Here is a 17,430-nt window from a genome sequence, read left to right as displayed (position 1 = left end):
ATCAAAAGATTCCCAACCGGTTAATCCCCAAAGTGGCAAGCAGATAATAGGGCAGCTGATCTTGATGATAGGAAAGAATGGCAACAAAAAATGCAGGAAGCAGTAGCGATACGGACAAACCAAGTAAACGAAGCGTTTGACCAAATGTAGTTGACAAAGCAGTAAAGTGGATATCTTCGGGTGCTTTCACAAGCAAAAATAAATTGGCAGGCGCAATCAACGCAGCCGGTGTACCATCCACAATCAACGCTACACGGCCATTTAGCATACAGTTAACGGTAAAGTCTGGTCTTCCTGTATACCCCATCAAAGGAAATAATGCTTTTGTCGGTTCCATTAATTCTTCTAGCTGAGTGGCGCTAAACGCTCCGTCAATGTGAAGATCATCTAATTTATTCTTTATATCTTGAACAATCTTAGGATCAACAATGTCACGCATGTATAGAATCGCAACGGTTGTTTTCGTGCGAACGCCTACTTTTTTCGTTTCATAAACCATGCTGGTTGATTTGATTCGTTTCCGAATTAACGCCACATTGACTCCCAGTTCCTCCACAAATCCATCCTTTGGCCCCCGTACCGAGACCTCAATACTGGATTCTTCCGGATTTCGCGCGGGTTTTTTTGAGATATCGAGGGAGAACAAGGAACGTAGGGTCGGAGTATACAAAAGCAGTATGCCTTCAAAAATATCCGTTTCGGCCGTTTGCTCCCACTCTTCAAGCGTAACGAGTTCTAATTGTAATTGACTCGACTCGGCTATTTCCTCCTGATGATGAAAACCATTGTTTTCATAAAATCGGGTCAAATGAGGAAGCGCAGTTTCATGAATGAACGTTTGGTTGTCACTTAAACCCTCACAATAAAGCAACAGGATTCTCGATTGTTCATCATTAGGGTTTAATTTGTAAACATGGTGCTTAACATCTTGACACATTTTAAAGTGTTGGATGAGTGATTGTTCATTAAGTGGTTGCAAGACGGTTGCCTCTGTATTAGGCGTTGGCCTCTTGCTTTCTGCCCCCTGATTTCCAAATAATCTTATCATTCGTCGGAATAGTTTATTCATCCTAGCTAGTCACTCCTTTTGGCTAATTCTTGAGATGATTATTCGACCGATATACAGGATCAAGGTCCCTGCTGTAAAGATACAAAATGAAGGAAAATAAAATCTTCCTAACGAGTCTAGAAAAGCCATGTCGCTCATCGGCAGCAAAATGGCAACAAGCATGGCCAATGCGCCAAATAACACGGGTAACCATCTGCGTTTTTGTAAATTCCACAATTCTCCCAAGAGATAGATAGAAAGGGACACACGAATAAATGTACCGGATAGCCACTGATAAATCGAAAAAAAATTGACATGCTCCACATATTCTCCCAGTCTCACGATTCTCCATTGAGCGTAAGCGGGGTATCTTTGGTTAGCCGCTTCATCAGGGCCAAATATAGCAATCGATCCCATTAATGGTCCTAACGTAAGTCCTGTAAGGATGAAGCACATCAACATCAAGCTTTTAAATCCTGTTTTTTTTGTTAATTTGTGCTGAATCAGCAACATCAAGAAAGACAACTCCAGCAATCCCCCGGCAACGTAAGGAACACCTTTCCATAATGGAGTTGTCCCGTTTTCTAACAAAGGAAAAAGCAGGGTATAATCTTTAAACTGAAAATTGGCAATCGCCACAAGATGACCTAGAATAACAACAAATGGCAACAATATTCCGCTCACAATTGCAATTGTACGGAGTCCTTGAAAAGCAGCAAAGAAGCTTGCAACAAGTGTGGTTCCCGCAAGAACTAGTATCGGTGTTTGCGGCAAGTAAGATGCGATTGTCCATGTTAGAGTATCTTTTAAGGAAATAAAGCCCATGAGCCATAATAACAAACTATAAATAATTACTAAGATTGCAGATAAAAACTTTCCAAAGTGCTGATCTAGCCACTTTTTCATGTGTTGATTGTTCATGTTTTGAATGATGTAGTTCAAGCAACCAATCCAAACAGGTGAAGCGACAAAAACAAGAAGCACTACGAGCCAGGCATCTCGCTTTGATGCTTCGAGTAGTAAAGGGATAATAATCACGTGGTTCATTAATCCAACCGAAAGCATAATAATCATGTATGACTGAATAGGAGTAATCTTAGGAAAAAACTCACCTCAAATCCAACAATTGGAAATAGAAACATCATGAGCTATAATTCCCTCAACAACTTCGTTCTATTCATCTGATATTAAGCTAGTCCTGGCTTATATCGGCCGGACTAACTTAGAGCAAGAAAAAAATGCTAAGCCCGTCACATCAAAGACTTAGCGTATATTTTGTTCATCCAGCCTAGTTATCCATTTTGATAAAACTTTAACGTGCTCGCAGTCAAGCAACCGTTTTCCCAACGAAACTACACATTTTCAATAATAATCCTTTGTGCTGTTCTCAGGTTGCGTTTTACAGTTCTCAACACATTTTCTTCTTCTGCGTAAGCACCTACTTGCACACCGTCAACAATTACACGTTTAATAGCCATATTTGCTTTTCAGATTAGTCGATTTTCTCTTCAAATTAAACGCGCGTGCTAACCCATTAACATGCCCTTGGGCAACCGCTTGCCGCCAATTCGGGTCTCTTAATTTTTGGGCATCGCTTGCATGATCAATAAATCCGTTCTCCGTTAATAAAGCGGGCATTCTGGTTTCTCGCAGTACATGGAAATCGGCCTTTTTTTTACCACGGTTATGCAAGTTATTTACTTTGACAATTTCTTCATGCATAATGTCCCGAATTAACGCTGTTCTCGATGAATCAGACAAACTGTTATGAATATAATCTTCATACCCATGAGCTGAACCGTTAAATGCATTAACGTGGATGGATAGAAAATAATCTGCACCCCAAGCATTCGCATCATCTGTACGTTCTTTCAAGCTGCGCGTAATATCTGCTGTTCTACTCATTTTAATTTGCAGGCCTTCATAATGGTTTTCCAAGAGATTTCGGATGCTATGGGAAATATTTAAGGTAATTTCTTTTTCCTGCATCCCATTGCCAATAGCTCCTGGGTCCACTCCCCCGTGACCAGGATCTAAATATAATTTAAACATTTTACACCACCTCGTACAAATACAATATGATCGAAGAGTAACGGAGGTATAGGCATTCGTCTGAGGTACATATAAAAATAGGTGATGATAGGCATTACATTTCATTGAATCAGATGATTTATTTTAAAGCTAAGAAATTTTCCAAATGCGAGACCATATGTATGAGCAGCAGGAATTAATGTTCCATATTTTTCGTGGGTCAGGCAAACTCTTGTTCATCTAGACAGTAGGCTGATTGATTATTGATGCTTCTTTCTTAACAAAACACCTAAGTGATTCTCTGTGCATATACTGTATCATTACTACAGGATTATGATTAAATACAACTCAATCCATACATAAAATAATCAAGGAGAGGTTAATTTTGAAAATTCCAAAGACAGCCAAATTTAGTATCCCCTTTCCATCCGTATGGGGGATTGATGCTTCTATTGCGGGGAGATCCATTATTAGAGGTATACTTACCATTGATTCCATTGTAGACAACAAAGTAGTAGGTACAGTTAATTTTCGTGGTATACCTATTCCGATTAATGGGTATTGGGACGAAAGTGCTAAACAAATAAGTTTCGATTCACCATATGCCTCCTTTTTTGGCAACTTGACAATATTTGATGAGACCGCTATAAGCATTCGGCATTTCATTTTAAGTGGACGGTTTATAATGAAACCTCCCTCATTGCTGGCTGGTGAATACGGAAATTGGATTGCTACAACCTTTACAACCCGTTTGGGACCTCCCATATATACTAATGTTTTACCACCTGCTGGTGCCTTTTCAGTCTCAAGTATGCTCTTGGGACAGCAATTTTTTTAATTAGACCATGACTTTATAAAAACAACCTTCGTTTGTGATTGACTAAGGTTGTTTTTTGTAAAGTGTTCTCGAAAAATACAGCCTTGCTTTAAATCTGAGTTTAGCGTATATCTCCGTTAAAATGTACTCGGAACCCTTTGATGATCGTGCCTAGTTAGATAAACAAATATTGATACTTCCTTATAGAAATAGCCTGCTTGGTTAGGTACGTTGTTTCACAATCCCCGGAAATTTTTAATATAAGTAATGAATGCTTATTTTTTTCCTTCCGATAGCTTTCTATATAAAGAAGCTCTAGATACATTTGTAATTTCACAAATTTGATTTACAGTCATTTTCCTTCTTTATATAGCTTTACTGCATAATTTATTCCTGCGTGATTTTTATGATATTTCTTTAACCGTCCTTTAAACTTCCCTTCTTTCTTTGCGAGCTCAATTCCTTCACGCTGACGCATACGAATAAGGTCTCGCTCTAATTGGTTAACACCAGCTATTTCCGTAATTAAGAATTGGCTATATGGATTATTTTCTGATAAATCTAGCCATGTATCCTTAAGTGATTTTAAGCTTGCCTTTTTATTTCGTATTAAATCAATCAATTCAAATAAATCTTGCGTACTTCGAGTGATCCGAGTTAAATCTGTAACATAAATAATGTCACCTTCCTGTAAATCCTCTAACATTTTTTGAAGTTGTTCACGATCTTTTGTGGCTCCTGAAATTTTTTCTTCATAAATAATATCCATTCCAATTTCGTTCAATTGCCGAAATTGCCTTGAAGGATTTTGGCTAGTCGAACTGACGCGTACATAACCGATTTTCTGCAAAATTTCACCTCGTTTTTGAGACAAGTCTTATGAGACACTCTTAACTATGATTTCATCAGTCTACTATACTTGTATCAAGAGAGTACACTCTATTGATACATAATTGAGATAATAAATTGAAAAATACAGAAATGGGATGATACTGAATGAAAATTGCGAGAGGTAGAGAATTGCTTACACCGGAACATAGACAGGGTTTTATGCAAATCCATGAAGATGAATAGATATTGGGGACCTAAATCACCTTTTCCAAACGTGATTTAGAAATAATTAATAAGCGAAGGAGAGAAGAAAACCGTTTAGGGTTTGCTGTTCAATTAGCTGTTCTTCGGTATCCCGGTTGGCCATACACCCATATCAAAAGTATCCCAGATACAGTCATACATTATATATCGAAACAAATCGGTACCACTCCATCTTCGCTAAGTCATTATCTTCAAAGAGAAAATGCACTTTGGGATCATTTGAAAGAAATACTAAGTGAATACAACTTTGTAACTTTTACCCTAAAATAATATCGAATAACATTTAAGCATCTTCATCAATTAGCTTTGGAAAACGGTGATGCCATTTATTACATGAATGCATATATTTTCTAAGAAAAAACAAAATCATACTGCCTGCTATCACTACACTTGAAAGAATGGTGTGGGAGGCGAGAGAAATGGCTGAAAAGAAGCTGTTTAATACAGTTAGTCAATCTCTAACAAGTGAGCAAAAAGAAAAGCTTGAAGAAATCATTACTTCGCAACATTCATCCGATTCCAATAAAACGATACTGGGTTGGTTAAAGGAACCACCGGGTCATCCTTCATCCGAAACATTTCTAAAAGTAATAGAACGACTCGAATACATACGAGGTATGGAATTAGAAACGGTACAAATTAATCATTTGCATCGCAATCGCTTGTTACAGCTATCTCGCTAAGGTTCAAGATATGAGCCTTATGCGTTCCGTGACTTTCAAGAAAATAAACGATACTCGATGTCTATTTATTACACCTTACTCAGGATTTAACGGATAAAGCCTTTGAAATTCATGACAGACAAATACTCAGTCTGTTATCAAAAGGAAGTAAGGCTCAAGAAGAAATTCAGAAACAAAACGGGAAAAAGCTGAATGAGAAGGTTATACACTATACGAACATCGGACAAGCTTTAATCAAAGCAAAACGGGAAAAACTAGACGTTTTTGAGGTTTTAGAATCGGTTATTGAATGGAATTCTTTTGTTTCTTCAGTGGAAGAAGCTCAGGAGCTTGCACGTCCTGCCGACTATGACTATTTAGACTTACTGCAAAAACGATTTTATTCTCTTAGAAAATATACGCCAACCCTATTAAGGGTATTGGAATTTCATTCCACAAAGGCGAATAAGCCACTTTTACAAGCTGTAGAGATTATACGAGGAATGAACGAATCTGGGAAGCGAAAAGTGCCTGATAACTCACCTGTGGATTTTATTTCAAAACGGTGGAAAAAGCATTTATACGAGGATGATGGTACAACAATCAATCGGCATTACTATGAAATGGCTGTTTTAACAGAACTTCGGGAGCATATTCAGGCAGGAGATGTTTCTATTATGGGCATTAGACAATATAGAGATTTTGAGGAATATTTGTTTTCCGAAGATACATGGAATCAAACGAAGGAGAATACAAGATTATCGGTTAGTTTATCATTCAAGGATTATATTACAGAGAGAACTAGCAGCCTTAATGGGAGGTTACAGTGGTTAGCTGCTAATTCCAACAAGTTAGATGGAGTTTCTCTTGAAAAAGGAAAGCTGTCACTTGCACGATTAGAAAAAGATGTTCCAGAAGAAGCAAAGAAATTTAGTGCAAGCCTGTATCAGATGCTACCAAGAATAAAATTAACCGATTTACTTATGGATGTTGCCCATATAACAGGATTTCATGAACAATTTACACATGCTTCTAACAAACGAAAACCAGATAAAGAAGAAACAATCATTATTATGGCTGCTCTTTTAGGAATGGGAATGAATATTGGCTTGAGCAAAATGGCTGAAGCAACACCCGGGCTTACATATAAGCAACTAGCCAATGTGTCTCAATGGCGCATGTATGAAGACGCAATGAATAAAGCCCAAGCTGTATTAGTAAATTTTCATCACAAGCTATAATTGTCTTCTTATTGGGGAGACGGCACAACATCTTCGTCAGATGGTATGAGAATGCAGCTAGGAATTTCATCACTACATACAGATGCAAATCCACATTATGGAACGGGGAAAGGAGCCACCATCTACCGTTTCACTAGTGATCAATTTTCTTCTTACTACACAAAGATCATTCATACTAATTCAAGGGATGCGATTCATGTTTTGGATGGTTTGTTGCACCATGAGACGGATCTAAATATAGTAGGCATTATACAGACACGGCTGGTTACACAGACCAAATATTCGGACTGACCCATTTATTAGGATTTAAATTTGCTCCAAGAATAAGAGATTTATCAGATTCAAAATTATTTACAATAGATAAAGCAAGCGAATCTCCAAAATTAGAAGCCATTTTACGTGGACAAATAAATACAAAGGTCATTAAAGAAAATTATGAAGATGTTTTGCGATTAGCTCATTCTATAAGGGAAGGAACAGTTTCAGCATCCCTTATTATGGGGAAACTAGGTTCCTATTCAAGAAAAAACAGCTTAGCTACCGCCTTGCGTGAGATGGGCCGAATAGAAAAAACGATCTTTATTTTGAATTATATATCGGATGAATCATTAAGAAGAAAAATACAACGAGGATTGAATAAAGGAGAAGCCATGAATGGATTGGCAAGGGCTATTTTCTTTGGAAAACAAGGTGAGCTTAGGGAACGAACCATATAGCATCAATTGCAAAGAGCCAGTGCCTTAAACATCATTATCAATGCCATCAGTATCTAGAATACTTTACATCTAACAAAGGCAGTTGAATATCAAAAACGGTCAGGTAGTTTTAATGAAGAATTATTGCACCATATGTCACCTCTAGGTTGGGAACATATTAATTTACTTGGAGAATACCATTTTAATTCGGAGAAAATGGTCTCGTTAGATTCTTTAAGACCCTTGAAACTTTCTTAACGTTGTTAAAACTGGGGGAATAGTCGGGGAAATGGGGTTAGCGTTGTAAATCCGCATTTTCCTGACTGTACCCCATTTATAAGACTAGCGATTGCTCCAATCAACCTTGTTATTCATATAGGACGAATCACCACGCATTAAAGCTATATTGTCTTCTACGTCGGCTAATCTGACAAACGGTAAATGATCGCTCTCTAAAGGTAATGTTTTTGTTTCCTCTTTTACAAGCTGTAGAAATGGAATGAGTGCACTAAATACTGCAGCAACTGAAAATAGTAAGCCAATGATAGAATTAAAGCGATAGTGCTTTTTCCAAGGTGCATCGTGGTCAATGGGGTTTCCACTTAATAAGTTTTTTCGTAAAGCACGGATAGAAATGGCTGCTTGTAAGGAGGTCAATACAGTATATCCAATGATTATGGTTAAAAGGGTTTGTTGTAAAGCGAAGCCTTCCATTAAAACTAAAGTAGGTGTTTTATCAAGAAACCATATAGCAGCTAGCATACAGGTCATAAAAACTATAGCAATTGTACCTATCCAAGCGTTTGACCCTAACTTTTTATCAAATTTTTTTAAAGTATAGGCCTGTTCTGCTGGATCTGTATGAAGTTCTGGTGCATTACGTTCATTTGGTGATGAAAAAACGTGAAAATATTGATAGCTTGTTACATAATCCCATCCACTATCAGCATAATTGCAGTTGTTCTGGAGAAAGACTCCTTTTTGTTGAAACATCTATTCTATATTTTGTTTTTTTCGTTTCCCCTTTTTCGAACTTGGCAAAATATAAACCCATCTTTTTCAAATGATAGCCCTTATTTGCCATATCTGTAAACCAACATTCATGTTCTCCGATTCGCCAACAATTACTGGGTCTGAGTTTTCGAACTGTTTTTTTCAAAGTATTCACCTCTCTAAAATTTTTCCATCTAGAATTAATGCTTTTAAACGATTAAATTCTTGCCGAAGAGCATGCTCCCCATCTTCTGTAATTTGATATGTCTTTCTTCTGCCATCATCTTCTGCTAATGAGATTAATCCATCTTTTTGCATGCGGGAGAGTACTCCGTATAAAGTTCCTGGCCCCATTTTCAATCGCCCATTTGATACTTCTGTTATTGCTTGCATAAGCTGATACCCATGATTAGGATGCATTAAGGCAAGAAGAACATAATACATTGCTTCTGTCATCGGTCCTCCGTTATATGCCATTGATTCTATTCCTTCTTTCCATTTAATAAGTATTATGTATTACGATATATCGCTTAACATAATAATACTCTTTCCAATATTTGTTGTAAATATAAAAAGATAACCTCCATTTTTTACGTTGGGAGGTTATCCAATATTTGGCTTCATATAAAATGAATATCTTTGTGATTATTATTGATAAGCTTTTATTCCAAGAAGTTCATCCAACCCTACAATTTTGAATCCACGCTCTTGAACCGCTTTAATTATTTTTGGCAACGCTTTGGCTGTTTCTGTTTTTTCTGAATCAGAATGCATCAAAATAATATCGCCATTACGCAAAATATCTGTTACATTTTTAATTATATTTTCTGCTTCCATTTGAGACCAATCAAGTGTATCGATCGACCAAATAATAATGGAATATCCCTTGGTTGTCGCATTGTCTATTAACATTTCATTTGTTTCTCCATAAGGTGGCCGTATCATCGCTGGTTCTTTTCCGATAATGGAATAAATGGCATTACCTGCTTGCGTAATTTCATTTATTTGTTTTTCCTTGGTTAAAGTAGTCAAATCGACATGATGATAACTATGACTTAATATTACATTTCCGTTATCATAAGCATTTTTAACTACTTGCGGATACTTTTCTGCTTCACTGCCAATAAAGAAAAAATTCCCTGTCACTTTATAGTTATGCAAGATATTAATAACTTGAGGTGTAACATTATTGTCGGGTCCATCATCAAATGTTAGCGAAATTTTCTTTTCATTTGGTCCGTTTACATATAAATTGGGTTGATTTTCTTTCCATTTCACGATGTCATTCCTCCAATTTTGCATCGTATTCCAAGCATTCGTCGTTAACTGATTGGAGTTACCTTTAATATCTAAAATATAGTTATCCTCATTTGGCAGAACAATAGTTTGATTATAAACAGATAAATGGTCAACCTTTTCTGTTTCATTAGAAAGGATGAACTTAAGCTGGACCTCTTCTGAAAAGGAGTAAACTAAAATTTGTTCTCCCTTTCCCGCTCTAATCTCTGCAGGTTCTCCTAATACTTTTTTTAAATCAGATAAACTAATGGTTTTCAACTGTTTATTATAGGAGCGAATATCATAAATCTTTCCCTCTGCAGTAAAGCCAAACACGGTATTCTTATCGTCATAGGTTGCGTAATAACCGTTCCCAACATGATCCGTTTTGGCTGGCCCTGGCCCTCCCCAATGGCTTTTTACCTCTTGCATGGTACTTGAAAATACATTAAAGGAGCTTGAATCTGCTTCTCCCTTTTTTGCGTGATTAACAATAATGGACAAATATTCGGCAGTAAGATCACTATTTTTTTGTTCTTGTTTCGTCGCACTTTGTTGAAGAGTCTCTGATTCCTTCGTTTTCTGTGCGCTACATCCCACAATGAAAATGAACTGAAAAATAACTACTACACTAAGCAAATGTTTTACCTTCAGTTCCCCTCCACTTCCCTTCAAATTATTGGTTACCTCCTCTTAATGTAAAGGGTATGGCAACTATTTGCAATGAATAAAAGAACCACATCTACAACCCTATTTTTGGTTCTCATCTGATTTTAATAATTGTTCCTTATAATGAGAAACTCATGTACTCATACCAAAAAGTAGGTGTTCCTAGAAAATGAATGTTGAAACATTATTACAATTAAATACGATTTTTATAAGTATTATTATTGAGGCATTGCCCTTTATCCTAATAGGAGTTCTTATTTCTGGAATCATTCAAATCTTTGTTTCAGAAGAACTTATTGCAAAAATCATCCCGAAGAATCCAATTCTTGCGATTCTAAGTGCTTCTTTAGTAGGGAGTATTATCCCAGCATGTGAATGTGGAATTATTCCCATTACGCGGCGTTTAATTTTAAAAGGTGTTCCTGTACCTGCGAGTATCGCCTTTATGTTAACTGGTCCGATTATTAACCCAGTGGTGATTTTCTCTACGTATGTGGCGTTCGGAAATAGCTGGAGAATGGTTATTCTTCGCTCTGTGCTTGCGCTTATTTGTTCTATTCTTGTTGGTCTTATTCTTCATAAGACGGTAAAACAATCTCCATTGAAAAATAACAAAATAGAACATATACATTTTCATTCCTTCAAGGAGCGGATCGACGCAATGTTCAAGCATTCAATCGATGAATTTTTCTCTGTAGGAAAATACTTAGTTATTGGCTCGTTTATTGCTGCAGCTGTGCAAACATTCGTGAAAACCTCCACCCTTGTTTCGATAGGAACGGGTCAGGCTTCCTCGCATCTAGTTATGATGGGACTTGGCTTTATATTAAGTCTTTGTTCCCAAGCAGATGCATTTGTGGCAGCGAGTTTTAGAAACAGCTTTTCGGAAGGCTCCATCCTTGCTTTCCTTATATTTGGTCCAATGTTAGATATTAAAAATACATTAATGTTGTTAAGCACATTTAAAGCAAAGTTTGTCATGTTATTAACTGGTGTAATTACAGCAATTGTATTTCTTGTAACAATTTTCCTATAAAGAGGTGAAAAAATCATGCTTCGGGTATTTGTGTTAATTGGCTTCACTTATTTATTTTTACATTTACATGCAACCGGCGATATTTCGAAATATATTAATATGAAATATTCGTATATTTCCGAGTCTGCTATTTATATATTTGTTCTCTTTACAATTATATCTGTCTATAACTATGTGAAAAAAGATAAACATAGCCATGATGGGACATGTGATCAATGTGGTCATGATCATTCCCATGAAGAAAATAGCTGGTGGAAGCGTGGATTAACGATTATAACTTTGCTGATTCCTGTTATAACTGGTTTAATACTGCCAGTAGCAACCCTTGATTCTAATATCGTCGAAAAAAAGGGATTATATTTCCCTGCATATGATGAAGACGATGAATATAGCCAGCATCAATTCCTACAGCCAAATACAAGCAGCTATTATGGCAAAGAAGGATATGCAGAAGTAATGGATAAAGGTTTGGATAAAATAAAGAATCTCAAAGAAATTACTTTAGGTGAAGATAATTTTTTAAATGATTTAGAAACCATTTATAATTATCCAGGTGAATTTATGGGTAGACAAGTTACTATCACAGGTTTTTCTTATCATGAAGAAGATTTAACGAATAATCAGTTGTTCTTGTTACGCTTTGGCATTATTCACTGTATTGCAGATGCTGGGGTGTTTGGAATGCTGCTTGATATTCCAGAAGAGATGAAGGCAGATAATGATCAGTGGTTACAAGTAACGGGAAAATTGGAAACAATCTATTATCAACCATTTAAGAAAACTATACCTATTCTTAAAGTGACAGATTGGAAATCAATAAATCAGCCAAATGATCCATATGTATATAGACAATATTAAATAAAAAGGGAATGTTCGTTTGTTCGCAACATTCCCTTTTTATTTATATATTGTTCGCTAAATCTCTTGTATTCAGTCATGAAAGGTTCAAGTATATTTCTCCATTCGGATATCATCCCACATTTTATCTTGGTAAAAGGTAAATTGTTTGTTTTTGCCGATTTCTTGATAGCCCAGCTTTTGATACAACTTATGGGCATTTTTATTAAATTCAAATACACCGAGCTCAATTCTTTTGAGACCTTGTTTTTTTATCTCTTCTTCCAAGTATTTCAGTGAAATAGAGCCGACACCTCTCCCTCTCGCTATTTCTTCACCAATGGTGATGGCAATCCATGCTGTTCCTCGTTCCTTTTTATATAAATGCATCGGATCCACTGTGTAATTCATTTCTCCAATCAGTATGTCTCCAAGATAAATTTCATACATTTGATATTTCGTTAGGCGTTTTTTTATTTCTTCTTTTGTAATCAGTACATAGCTTTCTATATCATCTTGATTTCTGCAAGGATGAATTAATGGGACTAATTTTGGGTCATTCTCCCATTTATTTAAACTGGCTATTAGTTTATCTGTTGGCACACCTATTTTTTTAAAGGAAATTTTCATCTATGGTTCCCTCACCTTTGTATAGTCTTCTCTTATTATAAGCGAAGACACAGGAACTTTGTTCGTATTTTTTGCAGGAAAGAAAGGATAAGTTTTTTGAAGTCGATATGGTAACTATCTTCGAACAGCAAAGAGCTGATGGGCTTCATAATCGTTCATCTTGCTTCAACCCTACGATCCATGATTCCCTCCACTTTTCTTTTGAATTGTCCTAAATGTTGCACTATGTTTTTTGTTCTATTTTATTTTGTTTACCCATATTTATTGTATGATGAAAAAACTTTGTTAAAGGAGTGACGTCGATAGATGGTTACCATTCACTTTTTTGAGAATAGTACGAATGTATTGACCCAATTACGGCAGGAAATACCAAATATTGATCAACAAGTGAAGATTAAAGGCCGTAAAGGTAAGGTACTGTCCATTAATCAAGTAAAAGACCATGTATATCAGGTCAATATAGAATTTGAAAAAATCGTAAAAAAGGCAGCTGTTGCAGCAGATAATAAAAAAAGAAGACGCTAGAATTTGGAGAAGCCATTTTTTTAGGCTTCTCTTTGTTTATTCTAAGTGAGTATTTCTTGTTTCTATTTAAGATACATAATTCCTAAAGAACAACAAACCATAAAAGTAAACTATGTTCTAAAGGAGAGGATCTTATGCTAAGTAATAAAGTCAGTCGTGTTGCATTAATTGGTACAGGTTTTGTTGGTTCTAGCTATGCTTTTGCATTAATGAATCAAGGGATTGTCGATGAGTTATTATTAATCGATCTCAATAAAGATAAAGCTTATGGTGATGTAATGGATTTGAATCATGGGAAGGTATTTGCTCCTAATCCAATAAACATTAAATATGGTGAGTATAAAGATTGTACAGACATGGATCTAGTTGTCATCTGTGCTGGAGCAAATCAAAAGCCTGGAGAAACTCGACTTGATTTAGTTGAAAAGAATTTAAAAATCTTTAAATCGATTGTCGATCAAGTAATGGAAAGTGGCTTCCATGGAATATTCTTAGTTGCAACAAACCCAGTAGATATTTTGACTTATGCTACTTGGAGATACAGTGGCTTGCCGAAAAACCAAGTTATTGGCTCTGGAACGATATTAGATACTGCTCGATTCCGCTTTTTGCTTGGAGATTACTTTAAAGTTGCTCCAACCAATGTTCATGCCTATATTATAGGGGAACATGGTGACAGCGAGCTTCCAGCTTATAGTTCTGCCGATGTTGCTGGTATTCCTGTATATAAGTTAATGCAAAGAGCTGCTCATTATAAAATGGAAGATTTAGACGAAATTTTTGTTAATGTACGTGATGCAGCTTATAAAATCATTGAAGGAAAAGGTGCTACTTATTATGGGATTGCAATGGGGCTTGTGAGAATAACAAAAGCAATCTTAAGTAATGAGAATAGTGTCTTAACTGTTTCCACCTATTTAGATGGCCAATACGGGGAAAAAGATGTCTATATTGGTGTTCCTGCGGTTATAAATCGCGAGGGTATACGTGAGATCGTTGAATTGGAATTAGCGGAAGATGAACAACAAAAATTTCATAAAAGTGCAAGTGTTTTAAAAGATATTCTTAAACCCCATTTTAGCTAAGCACTGAATTCAGATCAAAATGCTTCTGAAGGTATTACTTCCCATACAAAAAGCCCACACTCAATAAACCTAATTTACATACTTTATATGGTAAGTAAATTAGGAAAGGTGTGACAGAATGAATTGGAAGAAATACCTTCTTATAGCAGCTGCTACTTTCTTGATTCTTTTTTCTGGAATTGTTACTGTTTTGCTTTTTCAAAGTAAGGTCGAAGCAGACAAAGAACAAAGCAATGCAGTTAATTCACACGGTACTGCTACAACGGAAAGCAACCAAGGCAATGTTAATATTTCAGTAACGAACAATATACAAAATATAGTAAGTGGTGAATCAAAAGCAACGATTGAAAATAAGGTGAAAAATGATATTCAGGACAAAGATGCTTCCATTAATAATAAAATTGAAAATCAGTCAGAAAACGAAGCATCGGTAACAATCAATAATGCTATCGAGAATATTTTAAAAGGTCAGGTTAATGGAACAACAAATAATAATATTACTAATAATATCCTTTCTAATGGCAAAACAGAATTAGCGAATAATCTTTTAAATAATTTAGATTTAAATGTAGATGTTAATGTCTCCAATGAAGTCAATACAAATGGAAAACAAGAAGCTTCCAACAATGATAAGGAAGATACAAGTAATAATGATGATGGCAATAAAAATGAAGAGAATAACGGTAGTGATTCAAACGGAAATAAGGAAGAAGATAAGGAAACTTCCTATTTATGGGGCATTGATTCTGCAAGTGAAACAACAGAAGATTTTTATGCTTGTGTAAGAGATAATTTCGGTGATCCGAAAGTCGTTGCGCGCTATTTAGGAACAAATGAAGGGGTATCACATGGATTAACCTCGGAACAAGTTGATTTAATTCATTCTAATGAAGCGGATATCTTGCTTATTTATAATGGTTTTACCGATGCAACAGGCTTTGAAAATGGGGTAAATGAAGCGAAAAAAGCGGTCGAATTAGCACAAGAACTTGGTGCTCCAGATGGAGTCGCTATTTTTGCGGATATTGAGCGAAATTATCCTGTTGATGCTGCCTTTATTGAAGGTTGGTATGACGAGGTAAGCAAGTCAGCCTATGAACCTGCTATTTATGGTATTTTTGATTCAGGAGAGGCACTTACAAATGCTTTTAATAAGGCCGCTGAAAATAAAGGAGAAATAAAAGAGAACACGTATTTATGGTCTGCTTCACCAAACATTGGGATTACAACAGAAGAAGAAGCACCAGAGTATAATGTAGACGCACCAGAGGGTTCCCTTGCTTACGGCTGGCAATACGGTATTAATGATGAAACATGCAATATAGATACTAATTTGTTTAACAGTAACCTAACAGATGTATTATGGAAACATTAAATAAAGTAACATCTTACTAACGAGTCTTCGGAAAGTAAGATGTTTTTTATAAAGAGAAGCAACAGGTATTTACTTACTTGATGCTTCTCTTTATTAGTTGATCAACACAAGATCACAACAAACTTTACGAAAAGCAGCCTAGATTTTATCTCTCTTTTTTAATTGTTTGGAAGAAGTTCTTGGACGGATAAATAAAGAACTAGTAAATGAACTTAAAAGGATTGCACTTAGCACGATCATTCCAACACTTATTGTAACCTTTTCTATTAAGTAAATGGAAAATACGGGGGCAATGGAAGCCCCTATAAATAAAATAACGGTATAGCAGGTAATAGCTAAGTTCTTGTGTTTACCTCCCCATTCATGGATAAGCGCTATATTCGCAGGAATGGACACAGAGATTCCTCCGATAAATAAAATAATCGCGATGCCGATTAACCACTTAGAACCTAAAAAGGCTAAGATGCAAATAGAGAAAATGGCAATTAATAGGCCTGATCGCAAAACGAGTTGCTTACCATAAAGTTTGATCAAAAAATTAGATGCGAGTGTAAAAAAGACGCCGATCATTCCAACTAATTTTAGATTGAAAATTGTTGTTGGCGTAAATGCCTGTTCTTTAAGAAAGGGATCGATGAATGTAGAGAAGGAAACATAGGAAAACAGTAATGTTGCTGTTATCCAATAGCAGAGGTAAATGTGCTTTTTCGCGAGTAGTTCTTTCATTTGTAAAATAATATTTTGGTTTTCCACTTGTATTTGATGATTGCTGGTCTTTGGCAAATGATAAAAAATAAAAATCAGCATGAGGAAATAGAGAATTCCAAAAACAATAAATACTGCTTGCCAATTCCATAAGTTAAGAACGGAACTACTAATAAATGGCCCAATGATTCCAGCAAGCAAGAATCCGGTATTGATCCATGCTATAGCAAGCACCTTTTTTTCAACTGGAAACCACTCCAAAGCAAATCCGAGTGCGTTAGGAGCAAAAGAAGCAGCGATAAAGCCTTGTATACCTCTAAAAATAAGAAAAAGTACATAATTAGGAGATAGAGAAATGAATGGTGTAATGAAAGTCATTCCGATAAAGCATACTAAAAAAAGATGATATCGCTGCACTTTGACTGACAGCAATCCAAAGAAAATTAATCCTACCGCATAGCAAAAAGAAAATATACTGCTGCTCCAACCACTGTGAAGAGGTTGGATTTTGTATGTAGCCATTAAAGCGTTTAATAAAGGGATTGTTACATACAAACTGGAAACAACAAGTAACCCGCCAAAGAAAAGCGTTCTTAATGTTACTCTTTGCTCCCGCTTTTCTTTAGATTCTTCCGTAAAATAGAATGAGTTCATTTCCTGCCTCCTTTATTTGGAGATACACTATCTTAAGTATATTAGGGTTCACAG

The 17,430-nt window shown here is 35.9% G+C and carries 14 protein-coding genes and 3 pseudogenes; 7 read left to right on the top strand and 10 right to left on the bottom strand.

What is annotated here, in order from left to right:
* Position 1: 1 nt before the first annotated feature.
* The 3 genes and pseudogenes from NST60_RS19790 to NST60_RS19780 form a co-directional block, all read right to left on the bottom strand.
* The gene (locus NST60_RS19790; RefSeq protein ID WP_341099996.1) at positions 2-1,069 is read right to left on the bottom strand and encodes a spore germination protein; all 1,068 of its coding nucleotides are present in this window, start codon (positions 1,067-1,069) and stop codon (positions 2-4) included.
* 9 nt (positions 1,070-1,078) lie between these two features.
* A complete protein-coding gene (locus NST60_RS19785) occupies positions 1,079-2,122 on the bottom strand; it encodes a GerAB/ArcD/ProY family transporter (RefSeq protein WP_169188622.1) in 1,044 nt (347 codons plus the stop codon).
* 278 nt (positions 2,123-2,400) lie between these two features.
* Positions 2,401-3,100: pseudogene (locus NST60_RS19780) on the bottom strand (N-acetylmuramoyl-L-alanine amidase family protein).
* A gap of 364 nt (positions 3,101-3,464) precedes the next feature.
* Between NST60_RS19780 and NST60_RS19775 the strand changes: the two are divergent.
* On the top strand, positions 3,465-3,917 hold the full coding sequence (locus NST60_RS19775) for a hypothetical protein (protein WP_169188621.1): 453 nt from the start codon (positions 3,465-3,467) through the stop codon (positions 3,915-3,917).
* A gap of 254 nt (positions 3,918-4,171) precedes the next feature.
* Here NST60_RS19775 and NST60_RS19770 read toward each other — a convergent pair.
* Positions 4,172-4,746 (bottom strand): annotated as a pseudogene (locus NST60_RS19770) (recombinase family protein).
* Between the two features lie 146 nt (positions 4,747-4,892).
* Here NST60_RS19770 and NST60_RS19765 point away from each other — a divergent pair.
* Positions 4,893-7,847: pseudogene (locus tag NST60_RS19765) on the top strand (Tn3 family transposase).
* An 84-nt stretch (positions 7,848-7,931) separates the two neighbouring features.
* Here the strand turns inward: NST60_RS19765 and NST60_RS19760 are convergent.
* The 4 genes from NST60_RS19760 to NST60_RS19745 all read right to left on the bottom strand — a co-directional run bounded on the left by NST60_RS19760 (position 7,932) and on the right by NST60_RS19745 (position 10,535).
* Positions 7,932-8,582 carry a DUF2812 domain-containing protein gene (locus NST60_RS19760; protein ID WP_254415254.1) on the bottom strand — a complete coding sequence of 217 codons (651 nt, stop codon included), beginning with the start codon at positions 8,580-8,582 and terminating at the stop codon, positions 7,932-7,934.
* Positions 8,533-8,643: a hypothetical protein gene (locus NST60_RS19755; RefSeq protein ID WP_254416430.1), complete on the bottom strand. Its 111-nt coding sequence runs from the start codon at positions 8,641-8,643 to the stop codon at positions 8,533-8,535. The genes NST60_RS19760 and NST60_RS19755 overlap by 50 nt, the downstream gene beginning before the upstream one ends.
* A 110-nt stretch (positions 8,644-8,753) precedes the next feature.
* Positions 8,754-9,059, bottom strand: coding sequence for a PadR family transcriptional regulator (locus NST60_RS19750; RefSeq protein ID WP_016203694.1), 306 nt, complete (start codon positions 9,057-9,059; stop codon positions 8,754-8,756).
* A gap of 171 nt (positions 9,060-9,230) precedes the next feature.
* Complete coding sequence (locus NST60_RS19745; protein ID WP_169188620.1) at positions 9,231-10,535, bottom strand: polysaccharide deacetylase family protein; 1,305 nt, start codon at positions 10,533-10,535, stop codon at positions 9,231-9,233.
* 163 nt (positions 10,536-10,698) lie between these two features.
* On the opposite strand from NST60_RS19745, the gene NST60_RS19740 reads away from it, so the two are divergent.
* Both NST60_RS19740 and NST60_RS19735 read left to right on the top strand, forming a co-directional pair.
* Positions 10,699-11,565 carry a permease gene (locus NST60_RS19740; RefSeq protein ID WP_169188619.1) on the top strand — a complete coding sequence of 289 codons (867 nt, stop codon included), beginning with the start codon at positions 10,699-10,701 and terminating at the stop codon, positions 11,563-11,565.
* A 15-nt stretch (positions 11,566-11,580) separates the two neighbouring features.
* Entirely contained in the window at positions 11,581-12,423 is an 843-nt protein-coding gene (locus NST60_RS19735; RefSeq protein ID WP_101731137.1) for a TIGR03943 family putative permease subunit, read from the top strand.
* Positions 12,424-12,510: 87 nt separating this feature from the next.
* Here NST60_RS19735 and NST60_RS19730 read toward each other — a convergent pair whose 3' ends face one another.
* The gene (locus NST60_RS19730; protein ID WP_169188617.1) at positions 12,511-13,032 is read right to left on the bottom strand and encodes a GNAT family N-acetyltransferase; all 522 of its coding nucleotides are present in this window, start codon (positions 13,030-13,032) and stop codon (positions 12,511-12,513) included.
* A 306-nt stretch (positions 13,033-13,338) separates the two neighbouring features.
* Here NST60_RS19730 and NST60_RS19725 point away from each other — a divergent pair, with 306 nt between their 5' ends.
* The 3 genes from NST60_RS19725 (at position 13,339) to NST60_RS19715 (ending at position 16,017) form a co-directional block, all read left to right on the top strand.
* Entirely contained in the window at positions 13,339-13,557 is a 219-nt protein-coding gene (locus tag NST60_RS19725) for a hypothetical protein (RefSeq protein ID WP_016203699.1), read from the top strand.
* A gap of 134 nt (positions 13,558-13,691) precedes the next feature.
* Entirely contained in the window at positions 13,692-14,642 is a 951-nt protein-coding gene (locus NST60_RS19720; protein ID WP_016203700.1) for an L-lactate dehydrogenase, read from the top strand.
* A 118-nt stretch (positions 14,643-14,760) separates the two neighbouring features.
* Entirely contained in the window at positions 14,761-16,017 is a 1,257-nt protein-coding gene (locus tag NST60_RS19715; protein WP_341099995.1) for a glycoside hydrolase domain-containing protein, read from the top strand.
* Positions 16,018-16,155: 138 nt separating this feature from the next.
* Here NST60_RS19715 and NST60_RS19710 read toward each other — a convergent pair whose 3' ends face one another.
* Complete coding sequence (locus NST60_RS19710; RefSeq protein WP_016203703.1) at positions 16,156-17,376, bottom strand: MFS transporter; 1,221 nt, start codon at positions 17,374-17,376, stop codon at positions 16,156-16,158.
* Positions 17,377-17,430 lie beyond the last annotated feature (54 nt).

It is taken from the genome of Niallia sp. FSL W8-1348, assembly GCF_038006745.1.
In the GTDB taxonomy this organism is placed as follows: domain Bacteria; phylum Bacillota; class Bacilli; order Bacillales; family Cytobacillaceae; genus Niallia; species Niallia alba.
The sequence above is the reverse complement of the archived record's forward strand: the minus strand, read 5'-3'. Positions and strand labels throughout refer to the sequence as shown.